Source organism: Nonomuraea gerenzanensis, from assembly GCF_020215645.1.
Taxonomy (GTDB): Bacteria; Actinomycetota; Actinomycetes; order Streptosporangiales; family Streptosporangiaceae; genus Nonomuraea; species Nonomuraea gerenzanensis.
The window spans coordinates 10,320,296-10,337,181 of the sequence record NZ_CP084058.1; the positions used below are offsets into that span (position 1 = coordinate 10,320,296).

Here is a 16,886-nt window from a genome sequence, read left to right on the forward strand (position 1 = left end):
CTACAGCTCCGGAGCCTTGGACAGCAGGCTGCCGCCCCAGCGGCTCTCCAGGGCCTGCTCCACGGCCGCGCCGACGCGGTAACAGCGGTCGTCGGCCAGGACCGGGGCCATGATCTGCAGGCCCACCGGCAGGCCGTCCTCGTCGGCCAGACCGCACGGCACCGACATGGCCGCGTTGCCCGCGAGGTTCGACGGGATCGTGCACAGGTCGGCGAGGTACATCGCCATCGGGTCGTCGGCGCGCTCGCCGATCGGGAACGCCGTGGTGGGCGTGGTCGGCGACACCAGCACGTCCACCTGCTGGTAGGCGGCCTCGAACTCGCGGGCGATGACCGTGCGCACCTTCTGGGCCTGGCCGTAGTAGGCGTCGTAGTAGCCGCTCGACAGCGCGTACGTGCCCAGCATGATGCGCCGCTTGACCTCGGGCCCGAACCCGGCGGCCCTGGTCAGCGCCATGACCTCCTCGGCGCTGCGGGTGCCGTCGTCGCCGACGCGCAGGCCGTAGCGCATCGCGTCGAAGCGCGCCAGGTTGGACGAGCACTCCGACGGCGCGATGAGGTAGTAGGCGGGCAGCGCGGTCGTGAACGACGGGCAGGAGACCTCGACGACCTTGGCCCCGAGCGACTCCAGGAGCTGCACGGCCTCGTGGTAGCGGGCCAGGACGCCCGCCTGGTAGCCCTCGCCGGCGAACTCCTTGACGACGCCGATCCGCATGCCGGCGATGTCGGGGTTCTGCGCGGCCTCGACGACCGACGGCACGGGCGCGTCGATCGAGGTGGAGTCCATCGGGTCGTAGCCGGAGAACGCCTCGTGCAGCAGCGCCGCGTCGAGCACGTTGCGGGCGAACGGGCCCGGCGTGTCGAGCGAGCTGGCGAAGGCGATCAGGCCGTAACGCGACGAACCACCGTAGGTCGGCTTCATGCCGACGATGCCGGTGACGGCGGCGGGCTGCCGGATCGAGCCGCCGGTGTCGGTGCCCGTGGACAGCGGCGCCTCGTACGCGGCCACCGCGGCGCTGGAGCCGCCCGACGAGCCGCCGGGGATCTTCGTCAGGTCCCACGGGTTGTGGGTGGGGTGGTAGGCGGAGTTCTCCGTCGAGGAGCCCATGGCGAACTCGTCGAGGTTCGTCTTGCCCAGGATGACCAGCCCGGCCTCACGCAGGCGGGTCGTGACGGTCGCGTCGTACGGCGGCCGCCAGCCCTCCAGGATCTTGGAGGCGGCCGTCGTCGGCATGTCGCGGGTGGTGAAGATGTCCTTGTGCGCGATCGGCACGCCGGCCAGCGGCCCCAGCTTCTCGCCGGCCCGCAGCCGGGCGTCTACGGCCCGCGCCTGATCGAGCGTGACCTCCCGATCGACGTGCAGGAACGCCTGCACCTTGGGCTCCACCTCGGCCATCCGGTCGAGATGCGCCTCGGCGACCTCCACGGCCGACACCTCGCCTGCGGCGATCATCGAGCCCAGCTCGGCGGCGGTCTTACGGATCAAGCTCATGCCTCCTCCCCGAGGATGCGCGGCACCCGGAAGCGGTCGTCCTCGACGGCGGGGGCGCCGGCGAGCGCCTGGTCGGGCGTCAGGGACTGTCGCACCTCGTCGGCACGGAAGACATTGGTCAGCGGAAGCGCGTGCGACGAAGGCGGCACGTCCTCGGCGGCGACCTCGGCCACCTTCGCGACCGACTCGATGATGGCATCGAGCTGGGTGGCGTAGTGATCGAGCTCGTCGTCGGTGAGCGCCAGCCTGGACAACCGGGCCAGGTGTGCGACCTCGTCGCGGGTTATGGCGGACATGAGTCGTTGAACCCGTTTCGTGGATGGAGTCTTTGGACACTGCCATCCTAGGGGGCTTGACGTGGCAGCCCTGAACGATTATCCCCGTCGAGACGTCCTCACCCGTAGAGCTGCGCGAGCCCCACCGCGCGCACATCTCCCTCACGCGCCAGTGAACCGTCGAAGCCCACGCCGCTGTAGCAGGTCAGCACTGTGTCGCTGACGTCGTGGATCAATGGCTCGCAGACGCGGAAGACGGAGCGTGAAGGCCGGAAGACGTCGGGCTCCCTCCGCAGGAGGTGACAGTCCTCCAGCACGTTGAGGTAGTGCCCGATATCGGTGACCTTGCGTCCGACGTGAGAGGCGATCGCGCCTCTCGTGCAGTTGCCGGTGGCCACCGCCGCCAGCACCGACTGGTACATCGCCGTGTCCCGTGCCTCAACCTGCTCCCCAAGAAGATAACGCGCTTCCCTGAAGAGGGTCTTGTTGGGATTGAGCACCGTGCGCCGCACCCAGTCATCGAAATCGCCAAGACCCTCGCAGACGTCGCCCTCCACGAAAGGCAGGTAGGCGGGAGTACCGCCCACGATCGCGTGGGTCATCGCCGCGAGCCGCCGATCGGTCGTACCCCAGTAGTCGGCGGCGAGCCGGAAGTCGAAGGGACGCAGCACCATCTCCAGCACCGCCCGTCCGCGCAGGGGAGCGTTACCCGCGAGAAGTCGGCCCATGACGGACATCACCGACCCGCACAACAGGAGGGAGACGGGCGCGTTGGTGGACACCGCGCGGTCGATCTCCCGCTGGATGATCGAGGGAAGGGCCGGTGAGACCTTGCTCAAGTAGGGGAACTCGTCGATCACGACCAGTTCTCGCCGCTCGGCGAAGATGGCGAACAGTTGCTTGATCGCCGCATCCCAGCTGTCGAAGCTGAACGGCGCCGAGGTCCCGAGGTGCTCGGCGAGAGCTGCCGAGAACAGGGTCAACGAATCCCTCTCGGTCGCCTGCGTCGCGCTGAAGTAGAAGGCACCTGACTGCTGAGCTAGCGAGACGAGCAGGAAGGTCTTGCCTTGGCGACGTCTCCCGCTGACGACGCCCAACTTGGGGCGGGTGCCGGTGCGCTCGGCGAACTTGGCCAGATACTGCCACTCGTCGTCCCGGGCGAAGATCTCTGGAGGCTTTGGCTGCACGGGGGCTCCGGCCACAGAAGTTGATTTCTGAGAATCGTACTTCTAAGAAACCAACCTCTGTACACGCCCGGTGACGGATCGTCAGGCCGAGCTGCTGACCTCCGGCTGGTACCCGTACTCCACCTCGGCCCCCACCCGATCCCGCAGCCACACCCCCGTCTCCTCGGCCGGCATCGGATGGCAGAACAGCCAGCCCTGCCCCACGTCGCACCCCATCTCCACCAGCCGCATCGCCACGTCGTCCGACTCGACGCCCTCGGCGACCGACCGCAGCCCGAGCGAGCGGACCAGGTCCACGATGGAGCGCACGATGCGGTAGTCGTCCTCCGACTCGGCGATCCGGCGCACGAACGAGGCGTCGATCTTGACCTCCGAGACCGCGAGCCGCTGGAGCCGGATCAGCGAGGAGTAGCCGGTGCCGAAGTCGTCGAGCGCCAGCGGGACGCCGAGCGTGGCCAGCGCCTTGATGGTCTCCTGCGTGTAGGCCTGGTCGCCGGTCAGGATGCGCTCGGTGACCTCCAGCTGGATGGCGGTGGGCGGCAGGCCGTACCTGGCCAGGCCCACCTCCAGCTGCTCGGGCAGCGCCGAGGCGAGCAGGTCGCGGGCGGAGATGTTCACCGAGATCTGCACCCGCAGCCCCGTGTGCCACCAGGCCGCCGCCTGCTCCAGCGCCTCCTCGATCACGTACGCGGTGAGCTGCCGCATCAGGTACGACTGCTCGGCCAGCGGCACGAAGTCCGACGGCGCGATCGGCCCGTGCACCGGATGCCGCCAGCGCAGCAGCGCCTCGACGCCCTGGATGTCGCCGCCCCCCAGCCCCACCTTGGGCTGGTAGTGCAGGCGCAGCTCGCGGTTGTCGATGGCCCGGCGCAGGTCGCCGAGCAGCGTGAGGCGCTCGGGCGAGTTGCGGTCCTTGTCGGGCTGGTAGAGCTCGACGCCGGTGCGGCCCTCCTTGGCCAGGTACATGGCCACGTCGGCGCGTTGCAGCAGCAGCTCGAAGTCGGGCGCGTGGTCGGGGAAGAGCGCGATGCCCACGGACGCGTCGAGGTCGAAGGTCATGCCCTCCAGGCGGACGGGCTCGGTCAGCGCGGCACGCAGCCGGGCCGCCACCTCCCTGGCCGCGTGCGCGTCCCTGATCGAGGGCAGCAGCACCGCGAACTCGTCGCCGCCCAGCCTGGCCACGACGTCGCCGGGCCGTACGGAATGGGTGAGCCGGTGCGCGATCAGCTGCAGCAGCCGGTCGCCCACCGGGTGCCCCAGCGTGTCGTTGACCTCCTTGAACCGGTCGAGGTCCAGCAGGAACAGCCCGACCCGCTCGTCCTGGCGCGCCTCGGCCAGCGCCTCCTCGGTGCTGACGATGAGCATCTTGCGGTTGGGCAGGCCGGTCAGCTCGTCGTGCAGGGCCTGGTGGTCGCGGCGCATGGACAGCGTGGCGGTGAAGTAGACGGCGGCCAGGGGCGCGACGAAGAGCGGCACGAGGCCCGGCGAGTGGCTCATGACCACCACGACCAGGGGCGCCAGGCCCAGCAGGCCGGTGTAGACGAGGCTCTGCGGGCCCACGGTGGCCTTCAGCACGCGCACGAGCGAGCGCCGCTCGTGCAGCGCGACCGCGCCGCTGACGAGGGTGGCCCTGGTCGCGAAGTACGCGATGCCGGCCAGCGCGATCGCCAGCAGGTCGCCCCCTCCGGGCACCCACGGCACGGCAGGGCTCGGCACGATGCCGAACGTGCTCAGCACCACGGCCGCGGCGGTCAGCGCGAGCGTGGACTGGGCGATGTTGAACATGACCCGGTGCCACGACTTGCGCGTCACCACGCCGTTCATCACCACGGCGACGGCCTGCATCAGCACCGCCACGGGCAGCCCGAGGTGGAGCAGCACGGCGAAGGTGAACATGGTGGACGGATAGGTGCCGCCCACGGCCGCGGCGGACGACACCATGACGGGCCGGAGCTCCCCCAGGATCGCCAGCACCGCGAGCACCCAGAACAGCGGCGTGCGGGCCAGCCCCGCCACCCCGGCGGAGTCGAGCCTGAGCATGGCCACCACCAGGGCGGTGAAGCCGATCACGGTGATGCCCGCGAGGTATCCCCACAAGGGCGTGCCGACGCGTGGTCCGGTGTCGCGGGTGTCGGTTGGGTCAGTCATCGGTAACAGAACCCCCATTAGGTCACTATGGGAGGGTACGACCTTCACCCCACTTCGCGAAACCAAGCGCGTACGTTCCGTCACTTCTCCTTTCCGACATATACCCAAAAAGCACCCTCAGTAGCAAACCGAGCACACAACGACGAAGAGGTCCGCCCGCATCCACGGACGAACCCCTTAAGTCGGAGCTCCAGGCGTCGAGGGCGCCGGCGGCCCGTCGGCGCGCGCATCCTCCGCCGCGATCCCCGAAGCGTTAGCCCTCCGGCGTGACCGCCACCCCGGCCGCCGCCTCCGGCCCCTCGTGGAGCAGCACCTCGAACCCGGCCCCGTTGAGAATCGGCACCCCGAGGCTGACCGCCTTGTCATACTTCGACCCGGCGTTCTCCCCCGCCACCAGGAACGACGTCTTCTTCGACACCGACCCGGACACCTTCCCGCCCCTGCTGGTCAGCGCCTCGGCGGCGGTGTCACGCGTGTAGCCCTCCAGCGTGCCCGTGACCACGAACGTCAGCCCCTGCAGGGTCTGCGGCCCCTTCTCCGGCGCCGGCTCGTCCTCCATGCGGACCCCGGCCGCCCGCCACCGCTCGATGATCTCCCGGTGCCAGTCGACCTCGAACCACTCCTTGATCGTGGCCGCCACCCTGGGCCCGATGCCCTCGACCGCGGCCAGCTCCTCCTCGGAGGCGTTCATGATGGCGTCGATCGAGCGCATCGCGTCGGCCAGCGCGCGGGCGGTGGGCGGGCCGATGTGCCGGATCGACAGCGCCACCAGCACCTGCGCGAGCGAGCACTGCTTGGCCCGCTCCAGCTCCTCCATCAGGCGCAGCGCGTTCTGGCTGGGCTCGCCGCCGAGGTTGGAGAAGAACGTGACGACCTTCTCCTCGCCCGTCTTGGGGTCGATCTTGGGCAGCCCGGTGTCCTGGTCGCGGACCACCGACTTGATCGGGATGAGCCGCTCCAGCGTCAGGTCGAACAGGTCGGCCTCGGTGCGCACCACCGGCTGCTGCGGCGGCAGCGGCTGGGTCAGCGCGGTGGCCGCGACGTAGCCGAGCCCGTCGATGTCGAGCGCGCGCCGGCCCGCCGCGAAGAAGATGCGCTCGCGGATCTGCGCCGGGCAGCCGCGCGCGTTCGGGCAGCGCAGGTCGGCGTCGCCCTCCTTCTCGTACGCCAGCTCCGTGCCGCACTCCGGGCAGTGCGTGGGCATCACGAACTCCCGCTCGGACCCGTCGCGCAGCGCCGTGACGGGCCCGACGATCTCGGGGATGACGTCGCCCGCCTTGCGCAGCACCACCGTGTCGCCGATGAGCACGCCCTTCTTCACCACGATCGCGGCGTTGTGCAGCGTGGCCCGCTCGACGGTCGAGCCGGACACCACGACCGGCTCCATCACCCCGAACGGCGTGACCCGCCCGGTGCGCCCGACCCCCACCTGGATGTCGCGCAGCTTGGTGTTGACCTCCTCCGGCGGGTACTTGTACGCGATCGCCCAGCGCGGCGCCCGCGAGGTCGAGCCCAGCTCCCGCTGCGTGCGGAAGTCGTCGACCTTCACCACGACTCCGTCGATCTCGTAGGCCGGGTCGTGCCGGTGCGCGTGGTAGTGCTCGATGAACTCGTTGATCTCGTCGAGCCCCGACACCACCTTGACCAGGTCGCTGACCGGCAGCCCGAACTCCCGCAGCCGGTCGTAGCAGTGGGACTGCGCCCGCGGCTCGGCCGTGCCCTCCCAGACGCCGATGCCGTGCACCAGCATGCGCAGCGGACGCTGGGCGGTGATGCGCGGGTCCTTCTGCCGCAGCGTGCCCGCCGCGGAGTTGCGCGGGTTGGCGAACGGGGGCTTGCCCTGCTCCACGAGCTGCTCGTTGAGCTTCTTGAAGTCTTCGACCGGGATGTAGACCTCGCCGCGGATCTCGACCAGGCTCGGGATGTCGTCGCCCTTGAGCCGGTGCGGGATGCCCTTGATCGTGCGCACGTTGGCCGTCACGTCGTCGCCCGTGCGCCCGTCGCCGCGGGTCGCGCCGCGCTCCAGCTTGCCGTCGCGGTAGACCAGCGCGACCGCCAAGCCGTCGATCTTCAGCTCGCACAGGTAGGGGCCGGGGTCGCCCTCGGCCAGCCGCTCGGCCCGCGCCTGCCAGGCCGCCACGCCCTCGGCGTCGAAGACGTTGTCGAGGCTCTCCATCCGGTTGAGGTGCTGCACCTTGGCGAAATCGCCCGACACCGGCGCGCCCACCTTCTGGGTGGGCGAATCGGGCGTCTGCAGCGTCGGGTGCGCCTCCTCCAGCGCGAGCAGCTCCTTGAACCACCCGTCGAACTGCGCGTCGCTGACCGTCGGCTGGTCGAGCACGTAGTAACGCCAGCGGGCGTCCTCGACCAGCTCGCTGAGCTCGGCATGCCGCTGCAGCGCATCGACCGGCACACCCTCGACCTCACTCACGTGAGCCCCCTTCCGTACGACGACCTGTGCAAACGCTATCGCCGAGCACCGACAAAGCCACGGCTCAACCCTCTCGTGGATCGTCCCTGAGCACCTGCGCCGCCTTGTGGCAGGACGCCAGCGCCGCCCGCGCGTACGCCGGGGAGGCCCCCGCCAGCCCGCAGGCCGGGGTCAGCACGACCTGCGAGGCCAGCCGGTCCGGCGCGAACCCCAGCCGCCGCCACAGCTCCAGCGCCGGCTTGGCCACCACCTTCGGGTCGGGCAGCCGCGTGTCCCTGCCCGGCACGACCCCCATGAACAGCGTCATCCCGGCCTCGAACAGCTCGCCGAGCTCGTCGTCCTGCCTGCGCCGCATCAGCGCCGCATCGACCGAGACGCCCCGCACCTGCGCCCTGCGCAGCAGCGCGTACGGCACGCCGGGCGCGCAGCAGTGCACCACGGGAGCGTCGAACGAGCGCAGCGACTCCTCCACCCGCCACTCCTCCACGGCGGCCAGCCGCCCGAACCCCGACGCGGTCGGCACGGTGCCCGCCAGCACGCCGGGCAGCCCCGGCTCGTCGAGCTGCAGCACGATCTCGCTCACTCCGGGCAGCCGTCGCCGCACCTCGGCGCAGTGCTCGGCCACCCCCTGGGCCAGCGAGGCGGTCAGGTCGCGCACGGCGCCCGCGTCGGAGAGCATCTTGTCCCCGAACTTGAGCTCGATCGACCCCGCCAGCGTCCACGGCCCGCAGACCTGCAGCTTCAGCGGCCCCGTGTAGTCGTGGCCGAGCTCCTCCAGCCCGTCGAGGTCGCGCCGCAGATGGTCGACGGCCCGCTGGTGGTCGCGCCCCGGCCGGTCGCTCAGCCGCCAGCCGGAGGGCTGCACCTCGACGGGGAGATCGACGAGCAGCGCCGCCGACCGCCCCACCATGTCGGCGCCGACGCCTCTGGCGGGCAGCTCAGGCAGGTACGGCAGCCCCGGCACCTCGCCGAACACGACCCTGATCGCCTCTAGATGATCCTCACCCGGATGCGAACCGACTCCGGTGGCTTCCCACGTAGACATGGGCACAAGCGTAGGCTCTGCCGAATGAAGCTCACGAAGTTCGGCCACGCCTGCGTCCGCGTGGAGAAGAACGGCAAGGTCCTGGTCATCGACCCGGGCACGTTCACGGATGGCGCGGTGCTCGACGGCGCCGACACGGTGCTCATCACCCACGAGCACGCCGACCACGTGGACGTGGACAAGCTGAAGGCCGCCTCACCCGACCTGGAGATCTGGACCTGTGAGGGCGTCGCGGCCGATCTGACCGAGGTGCCGGCCAAGGTGCAGGTGGTCCGGCACGGCGACGACTTCGAGACGGCCGGGTTCCAGGTGAAGGTCTTCGGCGAGTGGCACGCCGCGAACCACCCCGACATGCCCGTCGTCCAGAACGTCGGCTTCCTGCTCGACGACGAGCTGTACTACCCGGGCGACTCGCTCTTCGTGCCCCGGGCCGAGGTGGGCACGCTGCTGGTGCCGACCGGTGCGCCGTGGCTGAAGTTGTCGGAGATGGTGGAGTTCCTGCGCGAGATCAGGCCCGCGCGGGCGTACTCCACGCACGACGCCCTCTACAGCGAGATCGGCCTCGGCCTGGTGGACCGGTGGCTGGCCATCGAGGCCGAGCACGCCGGCACCGACATCCGCCGCATCCCGGTCGGCGAGTCGACCACGCTCAGCTGACCGCCCGCGGCACCAGCGCCGCCGCCGGCACCAGCACCGCCGCCGGCGGCGGCGTTCAGGCCGCGGCGACGATGGTCGCGGAGCCGATCACCGTCGCGCCCGAGTAGAGCACCGCGGCCTGGCCTGCCGCGACGCCCGTGGCGGGCCGGTCGAGCTCGATCGTCAGCCCGCCCGCGTGCTCGTCGAACCGGCACGGGTAGACCTCGCCGTGCGCCCTGAGCTGCACGGTCAGGTCGTCGCGGGCGGGCGGGCCGTTCCAGACCGGGGCGCCGCAGGTGATCGTGGTGACCTGCAGCGCCGAGCGCGGGCCGACCGTCACCGTGTTGGACACCGGCTCGATGGACAGCACGTAACGCGGCCTGCCGTCGGGCGCCGGCCGGTCGATGCGCAGCCCCTTGCGCTGCCCCACCGTGAACCCGTGCGCCCCCTGGTGGCTGCCCACCACCTCGCCGCTCTGGTCGACGATGGGCCCCTCGGCCGAGCCGAGCCGCTCGGCCAGGAAGCCGCGCGTGTCGCCGTCGGCGATGAAGCAGATGTCGTGGCTGTCGGGCTTGTCGGCGACGGTCAGGCCGCGCCTGGCGGCCTCCTCGCGCACCTCGGCCTTGGTCGAGTCGCCGAGCGGGAAGATCGCGTGGCCGAGCTGCTCGCGGGTGAGCACGCCGAGCACGTACGACTGGTCCTTGCCCTGGTCGACGCTCCTCGACAGCACCCCGTCGACCAGCTTGGCGTGGTGGCCGGTGGCCACGGCGTCGAAGCCCAGGGCCAGCGCCCGGTCCAGCACCGCCGCGAACTTGATCTTCTCGTTGCAGCGCAGGCAGGGGTTGGGCGTGCGGCCCGCGGCGTACTCGGACACGAAGTCCTCGATCACGTCACGCTGGAAACGCTCCGCCATGTCCCAGATGTAGAAGGGGATGCCGATCACGTCGGCCGCGCGGCGCGCGTCGCGTGAGTCCTCGACCGTGCAGCAGCCCCTGGCTCCCGTGCGGTGGGATTGGGGGTTGGCCGACAGCGCAAGGTGGACACCAGTGACGTCGTGACCGGCCTCGGCGATGCGAGCGGCGGCCACGGCCGAGTCGACGCCGCCCGACATGGCGGCAAGCACACGCAGTCCCATGACCGTTCCAGCGTACTGTCCGCTCGGGAGTGCGCGACCATGCCCTCCGTCTGGGAGTATTCGACCATGCGACTGTTCGGGCGCAAGGACGCAGACGAAGGGGCCGGCGGGCCCGCCGAGGCCATCGCCGGATTCTGGACGTGGTGGCAGGAGGCCAGGCCGCGGCTCGACGCCCTGCTGGGGGCGGGCGACGCCGAAGGGGTGGAGGAGCTGCTCACCCCGGCGGTCGCCGCGATCGACCCGGGCCTGGTCTACGAGGTGGCCCCCGGCAAGGAGGCCGCGCACGCCCTGGTGGTGACCGCGGCCGGCGACGCCGAGCTGCGCTCGCTCGCGCACCGCTGGGCCAAGGCCGCGCCGCCGTCCGACCTGCTGTGGGAGTTCCACCCGTCGCGCCAGGCCAACCCGCAGGCGACGGAGCTCCGGCTCGACGTGGGCGAGCACGTGTTCGAGCTCGACAAGCTCATGCTCGGCCTGCGCGTGCCGCGCAACCAGCCCAGGGTGGACGTGGCCGCCTACCATCCGATCTTCGGCGACCTCGACGACGACACCCGGATGGAGACCACGCTGCTGGCCCTCGACTGGCTCCTCGGCGAGGACGACGTGGCCAGGTGGGTGGGCGAGATCACGGCGGTCACGTTCGAGCCGATCGACTCGGTGGCGGCGGTGCACCTGCCCGCCGTGGTCGCCGACGTGGCCTCCGGCTACGCCGAGGAGGAGTGGGTGCTGCTGGAGGGCCAGACCGGCACCGGCGCGCCGCTGGTCGCCACCGCCCGCCATCCGCTGCGTCCGGTGGACCACCCGCTCTTCGACCAGCACATCGCGATCACGCTCCCGTACGCCCACCGCGACGAGAACGGCCTGCCGGTCGGCGACTCGCTGACCGCGCTGCGCGACTTCGAGGAGCGCCTGGCGGCGCGGCTGCTCAAGCTGCGCGACGACGCCGTGCTGGCCGCGCACCTCAGCGCCGAGGGGCATCGGGTGATCCATGTGTACGCCGATCCGACGGGCGACGCGGCGATCCACGCCAAGGAGCTGATCGTGGGGTGGGAGGAGGGCGAGCCCCGGGTGGACGTGGCCGCCGACCCGGCCTGGACCGCGGTGGCGCCGTTCCTGACCTGACCCCGCCCGCCTGACCCACGTCCACGCCCGCGCCCGGGCGGGCACGGTGGCTCGTCGCGGGCTAGCCGAGGCCGGCGCGGCGGGCGCGTTCGACCGCGGCCGGCAGCACCTCGATCAGCCGGTCCACGTCGTCGCGCGTCGAGGTGTGCCCGAGCGTGAAGCGCAGCGAGCCGCGCGCCGCCGCCGCGTCGGCGCCCATGGCCAGCAGCACGTGGGACGGCTGCGCGACCCCGGCGGAGCAGGCCGATCCGGTCGAGCACTCCACCCCCTTGGCGTCGAGCAGCATGAGCAGCGCGTCGCCCTCGCAGCCGGGGAAGGAGAAGTGCGCGTTGCCGGGCAGCCGGTGGGCGGGGTCGCCGTTGAGCACCACGTCCGGCACCGCGTCGCGTACGCGCTGGATGAGCTCGTCGCGCAACGCCACCAGCCGCCGCTCCAGCGCCTCCTGCTCACGCACGGCGCTGCTGACGGCGGCGGCGAGCCCGGCGATGGCGGGCGCGTCGAGCGTGCCGGAGCGCACGTCGCGCTCCTGCCCGCCGCCGTGCTGCACGGAGACCGGCGTCAGCCCTCTGGCCAGCAGCAGCGCGCCGACCCCCATCGGCCCGCCGATCTTGTGGCCGGTCAGCGTGAGCGCGTCGGCGCCCGAGCCGGAGAACGACACGGGCAGCTGCCCGACCGCCTGAACGGCGTCGGTGTGGAACGGGATGCCGTGGTCGTGCGCGATGGCGGCCAGCACGTGCACCGGCTGGACGGTGCCGACCTCGTTGTTGGCCCACATGACGCTGATCATGGCCACGCCGCCGGGGTCGCGCTCGATGGCGGCACGCAGCGTCTCCGGGTGCAGCCGCCCGTGCTCGTCGACCTCCAGCAGCTCCACCTCGGCGCCCTGGCTGTCGGCCAGCCAGTGGGCGGGGTCGAGCGCGGCGTGGTGCTCCACCGAGCTGATCAGCACCCGCCTGCGCGGGCGGCGCGCCCAGTAGAGGCCCTTGATCGCCAGATTGTCGGCCTCGGTGCCGCCGGAGGTGAAGACGACCTCGCTGGGCCGGGCGCCGAGCGCGCCGGCGATCGTCTCGCGTGACTCCTCGACCACCCTGCGCACCTGACGACCGGCCGCGTGCAGCGAGGAAGCATTTCCGACGTGTTTGAGTTGAGCCGTCATGGCCTCGATCGCTTCGGGCAGCATGGGGGTGGTCGCCGCATGATCAAGATAGGCCGACGGTCTGGTCACGTGCTCAGGGTATCTCGTTTGCGACTGTACCGTCCGGACGGTACAGTAGAGGCATGCGAAGGGACGAGCTGTTGGACGCGGCAGAGGATCTGCTCTGCGACCAGGGCTCGGCCGCGCTCACCCTGGCGGCCGTGGCCGACCGGGCGGGCGTGAGCAAGGGCGGCCTGCTCTATCACTACGGCTCCAAAGAGGCTCTGATCAAGGGCATGGTGGAGCGGTTGATCGAAGACTTCGACGCACTGATGGCCGCCCAGTCCGGCGAGACGTACACCGAGCGTTACCTGGGCGCCACCCTGGCCGCCGTCCGTTCCGGCCGGCTGCGACGATGGGCGGTCGTCACGGGCGCGTCGGGCAACCTCTTCCTGCTCGCACCGCTGCGCGAGGCCATGACCCGGTGGCACGGCGAGGGGTTGAGCGAGGAGCCCGACCCGGTGGCCTCGCAGATCGTCCGCCTGGCGTGTGAGGGCCTGTGGGACGTGGCCAGCCACGACCCCGAGCTGCACACCGAGGCCGACCTCCAGGTCCTGGAGCAGCGTCTCAAGGCGCTACTCAAACCCTCGCCCGCCTGAGCGGCCCCCTCGTCCCCGCCCGGCCTTCGCGGCCGGCCGAACGCACGTCGCGACCCTTCCCAGGGTGCCGCGCGGCGCCCAACCCTCACCGGCCCAGGCACGACACCGTGCCTTGACACGCCCCTGCGGCGGCCGGCCCATCCCCATCGATCATGGCGTCGAAGCACTTCCGGCCGTGAAGACGCTTCGCTCAAGGCGACTCAGCCTGCCCGATATATCCCCGAAAAATACGACTTTCAGTGAGGTGGCCTTATGACCCGCGAGTTGAGGAGTGCCCGTTACGGGGCGGTCCTCACCTTTGTCCTTGCCGGCCTGATGGTGGGCACGATGACCGTGCGCATCCCCGCCCTGACCGACAAACTCGGCCTGTCCGAGGCCATGGTCGGGACGATCCTGCTGGTATGGGGCCTGGGCGCTCTGGTGACGATGCAGTCCATGCGGCGCGTCATGGCGCGCGTGGGCAGCCGGACGCTCCTGCGGGCAGGCGGTCCCCTGACGGCACTCGGCCTCCTCGGCGTGGCCCTGGCGCCCGACCTCCCCCTGCTCCTGGTGGCCGTGGCGCTCTTCGGCATGGCCTTCGGCACCGTGGACGTCGCCATGAACGCCCAGGGCTCCGCCGTCGAGCAGGCGTACGGGCGCCCGCTGATGAACGGCATGCACGCCGGCTGGTGCGTGGGCGCCATCTCGGCGGGCGGGCTGGGCAGCCTGGCGATCGCCGTCGGCCTGCCGTTCACCGCGAACGTGGCGCTGATCGCCCTCGTGTCGCTGCCGGCCCTGCTCCTGCTGGGCCGCACGTACCTGGCGGAGCCCCCGGCGGCGGAGACCGCGCAGGAGGGGCGCCGGCGCATGCCGCCGATCGTCTACCTGCTCGGCACCATCATGTTCTTCGCGTTCATGGTCGAGGGCACCGTCGCCGACTGGAACGGCCTCTACCTGCGCGACGAGCTCGGCGCCCCCGAGGCCGTGGCGGCGCTCGGCTACCCGGTCTTCGAGGTGGGCATGCTGATCGCCCGGCTCACGGGTGACCGGCTGCGGCTGCGGTTCGGGGTGCGCGGGATGCTGACCGTGTCCGGGGTGGCCACGGCCGGGTTCTTCGCCGTCGTGCTGATGGCGCCGGCGGCGGTGGTGGCGGTGTCGGCGATGTTCTTCGTCGGGCTCGGCGTGGCGACGATCTCGCCGCTCACGCTGTCCCTGGCCGGGACCGCGACCGACGCTCCCGGGCCTGCGATCGCCCAGGCCGGCGCCATGGGGTACGCGGGGCTGCTGCTCGGGCCGGTGGTGATCGGCTTCCTGTCGGACGCGACCTCGCTCCGTACGGCGCTGGGCATCGGCGTGGTGCTCGGCGTGCTCATCGCGGTGGCGGGGCGGCTGCTGCCGCGCCGCGAGCCGGCCGAGCTGGGCGCCCTGCCCGCCCGCGAGCCCGTGAAGGCCGCCGCCTGACATCATCGGACGAGGAGCACCTGGCGTTCCTGGCGCGCTACCCCACCCTCCCCGGCTACGTCCTGGTCAGCCCGAAGCGGCACGTCGAGCACGTCGTACGCGACCTCGACGAGCGGGCCTTCCACGCGATCATGGGCGTGGTCAGGAGGGTGGCGCCGGCCGTGGAGTCGGTGGTGCCGTCGGAGCGTACGTACGTGCTCTCGCTCGGCAGCCGGCAGGGCAACGCGCACCTGCACTGGCACGTCGCCCCGCTCCCACCCGGCACCCCGTACGAACAGCAGCAGTTCCACGCGCTGATGTCGGAGAACGGCGTGCTGCGCTGGGACCGGGAGCGGGCCGAGGAGCTGGCCGCCCGCCTCAGGGCGGCGCTCTCCTGAGACCTTTCTGTGGATCCCGCGCGGGCCCCGTCACGCCCCCCACGTGACGGCCCCCGCGCTCACAGAGAACTCACAGAACCTCTCAGAACGCTTCCAACCCCCCACCCCACGCTGGACACCATGATCCAGCTCAGCGGACTGACCAAACGCTACGGCGAGCAGCTCGTCGTGGACGATCTCACCTTCACGGTACGACCAGGCCTCGTCACCGGCTTCCTCGGCCCGAACGGCGCCGGCAAGAGCACGACCATGCGCATGGTCCTCGGCCTCGACCTGCCCACCGCCGGCACGGCCACCATCGACGGCCGCCCCCACCACGAGCTGGCGCACCCGCTGCGCGTGATCGGCTCGATGCTGGAGGCGCAGGCCGTGCACCCGCGCCGGACCGCGTACAAGCACCTGCTCTACCTGGCCCAGACCAACGACCTGCCCGCCTCCCGCGTGGAGGAGGTGCTCGGCCTGGTCGGGCTGTCGGACGCGGCGGGACGGCGGGCGGGCGCGTTCTCGCTGGGCATGAGCCAGCGGCTGGGCATCGCCGCCGCCCTGCTCGGCGACCCGCCGGTGCTGATGCTGGACGAGCCGGTCAACGGGCTGGACCCGGAGGGCGTTCGGTGGATCCGCACGCTGATCAGGGCGCTGGCCGCCGAGGGCCGCACCGTGCTGGTCTCCAGCCATCTCATGAGCGAGATGGCGGTGACCGCCGACCGGCTGGTGGTGATCGGCAAGGGGCGGCTCATCGCCGAGGGCGAGCTGGGCGAGTTCACCGAGACGGGGGCGGCGGTGGTCGTCCGCACGCCCGGCGCGGCGGCGTTCGCCAGGCGGCTGGAGCTGGCCGGCGCCCGCGTGCAGGCGGGGGAGGACGGCGAGCTGCTCGTCACCGGGCTGGGCATGCCGGACGTGGGGCGGCTGGCCTGCGCCGAGAGCGTGCCCCTGGAGGAGCTGACCACGCGGCGGGTGTCACTGGAGGAGGCGTTCATGGACCTGACCAGCGACGCCGTCGAGTACGGAGCGGCCCGATGATCGAGACGGGGCCGCTCAGGGCGGAGTGGACGAAGTTCGCCAGCATCAGGGCCACCATGGTGTTGTCGCTGGTGACCGTGGCCGTGTCAGGGGCGTTCGGGTGGCTGTTCGGCAACGCGGCGGCCACCGAGTACGCCGAGCTCACGGCGCGGGAGCGGCTCGACTTCCAGCCGCTGGACATGGGGATGCGCGGGGTGTTCATCGCCCAGCTCCTGCTCGCGGCGCTCGGCGTGCTCATCGTCTCCTCGGAGTACGGCTCGGGCACCATGCGGGCCAGCCTGTCGGCCGTGGGCAGGCGTGGCCGGCTGCTGGCCGCCAAGGCCGGGCTGACCGTGCTGACCGCCCTGCCGGTGAGCGTGGCCGCGCTCTGGCTGATGTACACGATCAGCCAGGTCACGCTGGCCGCGAACGGCGTGCCGTACCTGATGCCCGGCGACCCGGCCGCGTTGCGGATGCTGCTGCTCGGGCCGGTCGTGCTGACGTTGCTGGCGGTGTTCGGGCTGGCGCTGGGTTTCCTGCTGCGCTCCACGGCCTCCGCCGTGAACGCCGGCACCGCGTTCCTGCTGGTGCCCGTCCTGGCCACGCCCTCGCCCGCACCGGTGCGCGACTTCATCCAGAGCTTCTGGCCCAACACGACCGCCTTCAGGGCGCTCTCGGGGACGTCCGAGCTGCCGCCGTTGGTGGCGTTCGGGCTGTTCGTCGCTTTCGTCGCGGTCCTAATGATCGCGGCCTTCGTGCACTTCAAGCAGCGGGACGCCTGATTACGCTGGACCACGGGAGGTGCCGCA

Annotated in this window: 15 protein-coding genes; 7 read left to right on the top strand and 8 right to left on the bottom strand. The window is 71.5% G+C overall.

The window, feature by feature from the left end; genetic code table 11:
- The 6 genes from gatA to LCN96_RS48045 form a co-directional block, all read right to left on the bottom strand.
- Positions 1–1,491: an Asp-tRNA(Asn)/Glu-tRNA(Gln) amidotransferase subunit GatA gene (gene gatA / locus LCN96_RS48020; protein ID WP_225269070.1), complete on the bottom strand. Its 1,491-nt coding sequence runs from the start codon at positions 1,489–1,491 to the stop codon at positions 1–3.
- Positions 1,488–1,787, bottom strand: a complete 300-nt coding sequence (gene gatC / locus LCN96_RS48025) for an Asp-tRNA(Asn)/Glu-tRNA(Gln) amidotransferase subunit GatC (protein ID WP_043618492.1) — start codon at positions 1,785–1,787, stop codon at positions 1,488–1,490. Before gatC ends, gatA begins: the two co-directional genes overlap by 4 nt.
- Positions 1,788–1,885: 98 nt before the next feature.
- Positions 1,886–2,953, bottom strand: a complete 1,068-nt coding sequence (locus LCN96_RS48030; protein ID WP_225269071.1) for an AAA family ATPase — start codon at positions 2,951–2,953, stop codon at positions 1,886–1,888.
- A gap of 81 nt (positions 2,954–3,034) precedes the next feature.
- The gene (locus LCN96_RS48035) at positions 3,035–5,101 is read right to left on the bottom strand and encodes a putative bifunctional diguanylate cyclase/phosphodiesterase (RefSeq protein WP_225269072.1); all 2,067 of its coding nucleotides are present in this window, start codon (positions 5,099–5,101) and stop codon (positions 3,035–3,037) included.
- 253 nt (positions 5,102–5,354) lie between these two features.
- The gene (gene ligA, locus LCN96_RS48040) at positions 5,355–7,532 is read right to left on the bottom strand and encodes an NAD-dependent DNA ligase LigA (RefSeq protein ID WP_225269073.1); all 2,178 of its coding nucleotides are present in this window, start codon (positions 7,530–7,532) and stop codon (positions 5,355–5,357) included.
- 64 nt (positions 7,533–7,596) lie between these two features.
- Positions 7,597–8,577 carry a methionine synthase gene (locus tag LCN96_RS48045; RefSeq protein ID WP_225269074.1) on the bottom strand — a complete coding sequence of 327 codons (981 nt, stop codon included), beginning with the start codon at positions 8,575–8,577 and terminating at the stop codon, positions 7,597–7,599.
- A gap of 24 nt (positions 8,578–8,601) precedes the next feature.
- On the opposite strand from LCN96_RS48045, the gene LCN96_RS48050 reads away from it, so the two are divergent.
- Positions 8,602–9,234 (top strand): MBL fold metallo-hydrolase, encoded by a 633-nt coding sequence (locus LCN96_RS48050; RefSeq protein WP_225269075.1) that lies wholly within the window; start codon positions 8,602–8,604, stop codon positions 9,232–9,234.
- A 55-nt stretch (positions 9,235–9,289) separates the two neighbouring features.
- Here the strand turns inward: LCN96_RS48050 and mnmA are convergent, their stop codons facing one another.
- Positions 9,290–10,348, bottom strand: coding sequence for a tRNA 2-thiouridine(34) synthase MnmA (gene mnmA, locus LCN96_RS48055; RefSeq protein ID WP_225269076.1), 1,059 nt, complete (start codon positions 10,346–10,348; stop codon positions 9,290–9,292).
- A gap of 66 nt (positions 10,349–10,414) precedes the next feature.
- Here mnmA and LCN96_RS48060 point away from each other — a divergent pair, with 66 nt between their 5' ends.
- On the top strand, positions 10,415–11,467 hold the full coding sequence (locus LCN96_RS48060) for a DUF695 domain-containing protein (RefSeq protein ID WP_225269077.1): 1,053 nt from the start codon (positions 10,415–10,417) through the stop codon (positions 11,465–11,467).
- Between the two features lie 61 nt (positions 11,468–11,528).
- On the opposite strand, the gene LCN96_RS48065 is transcribed toward LCN96_RS48060, so the two are convergent.
- Positions 11,529–12,692 carry a cysteine desulfurase family protein gene (locus LCN96_RS48065; protein WP_225269078.1) on the bottom strand — a complete coding sequence of 388 codons (1,164 nt, stop codon included), beginning with the start codon at positions 12,690–12,692 and terminating at the stop codon, positions 11,529–11,531.
- A gap of 53 nt (positions 12,693–12,745) precedes the next feature.
- Here LCN96_RS48065 and LCN96_RS48070 point away from each other — a divergent pair, with 53 nt between their 5' ends.
- The 5 genes from LCN96_RS48070 (at position 12,746) to LCN96_RS48090 (ending at position 16,859) form a co-directional block, all read left to right on the top strand.
- Positions 12,746–13,261 (top strand): TetR/AcrR family transcriptional regulator, encoded by a 516-nt coding sequence (locus tag LCN96_RS48070; RefSeq protein WP_225269079.1) that lies wholly within the window; start codon positions 12,746–12,748, stop codon positions 13,259–13,261.
- A gap of 252 nt (positions 13,262–13,513) precedes the next feature.
- Positions 13,514–14,701: an MFS transporter gene (locus LCN96_RS48075; protein WP_225269080.1), complete on the top strand. Its 1,188-nt coding sequence runs from the start codon at positions 13,514–13,516 to the stop codon at positions 14,699–14,701.
- Entirely contained in the window at positions 14,698–15,078 is a 381-nt protein-coding gene (locus tag LCN96_RS48080; RefSeq protein ID WP_225276220.1) for an HIT family protein, read from the top strand. The genes LCN96_RS48075 and LCN96_RS48080 overlap by 4 nt, the downstream gene beginning before the upstream one ends.
- Positions 15,079–15,198: 120 nt before the next feature.
- A complete protein-coding gene (locus LCN96_RS48085; RefSeq protein WP_225269081.1) occupies positions 15,199–16,098 on the top strand; it encodes an ABC transporter ATP-binding protein in 900 nt (299 codons plus the stop codon).
- Positions 16,095–16,859, top strand: coding sequence for a hypothetical protein (locus LCN96_RS48090; RefSeq protein WP_225269082.1), 765 nt, complete (start codon positions 16,095–16,097; stop codon positions 16,857–16,859). The genes LCN96_RS48085 and LCN96_RS48090 overlap by 4 nt, the downstream gene beginning before the upstream one ends.
- Positions 16,860–16,886: the final 27 nt, after the last annotated feature.

Bases quoted from the DNA above. Each gene is read 5' to 3' on its own strand.
- LCN96_RS48035 (WP_225269072.1), bottom strand. From the start codon at position 5,101: ATGACTGACCCAACCGACACCCGCGACACCGGACCACGCGTCGGCACG.
- gatC (WP_043618492.1), bottom strand. From the start codon at position 1,787: ATGTCCGCCATAACCCGCGACGAGGTCGCACACCTGGCCCGGTTGTCC.
- LCN96_RS48075 (WP_225269080.1), top strand. From the start codon at position 13,514: ATGACCCGCGAGTTGAGGAGTGCCCGTTACGGGGCGGTCCTCACCTTT.
- LCN96_RS48090 (WP_225269082.1), top strand. From the start codon at position 16,095: ATGATCGAGACGGGGCCGCTCAGGGCGGAGTGGACGAAGTTCGCCAGC.
- mnmA (WP_225269076.1), bottom strand. From the start codon at position 10,348: ATGGGACTGCGTGTGCTTGCCGCCATGTCGGGCGGCGTCGACTCGGCC.
- gatA (WP_225269070.1), bottom strand. From the start codon at position 1,491: ATGAGCTTGATCCGTAAGACCGCCGCCGAGCTGGGCTCGATGATCGCC.
- LCN96_RS48045 (WP_225269074.1), bottom strand. From the start codon at position 8,577: ATGTCTACGTGGGAAGCCACCGGAGTCGGTTCGCATCCGGGTGAGGAT.
- LCN96_RS48070 (WP_225269079.1), top strand. From the start codon at position 12,746: ATGCGAAGGGACGAGCTGTTGGACGCGGCAGAGGATCTGCTCTGCGAC.
- LCN96_RS48085 (WP_225269081.1), top strand. From the start codon at position 15,199: ATGATCCAGCTCAGCGGACTGACCAAACGCTACGGCGAGCAGCTCGTC.
- LCN96_RS48060 (WP_225269077.1), top strand. From the start codon at position 10,415: ATGCGACTGTTCGGGCGCAAGGACGCAGACGAAGGGGCCGGCGGGCCC.
- LCN96_RS48050 (WP_225269075.1), top strand. From the start codon at position 8,602: ATGAAGCTCACGAAGTTCGGCCACGCCTGCGTCCGCGTGGAGAAGAAC.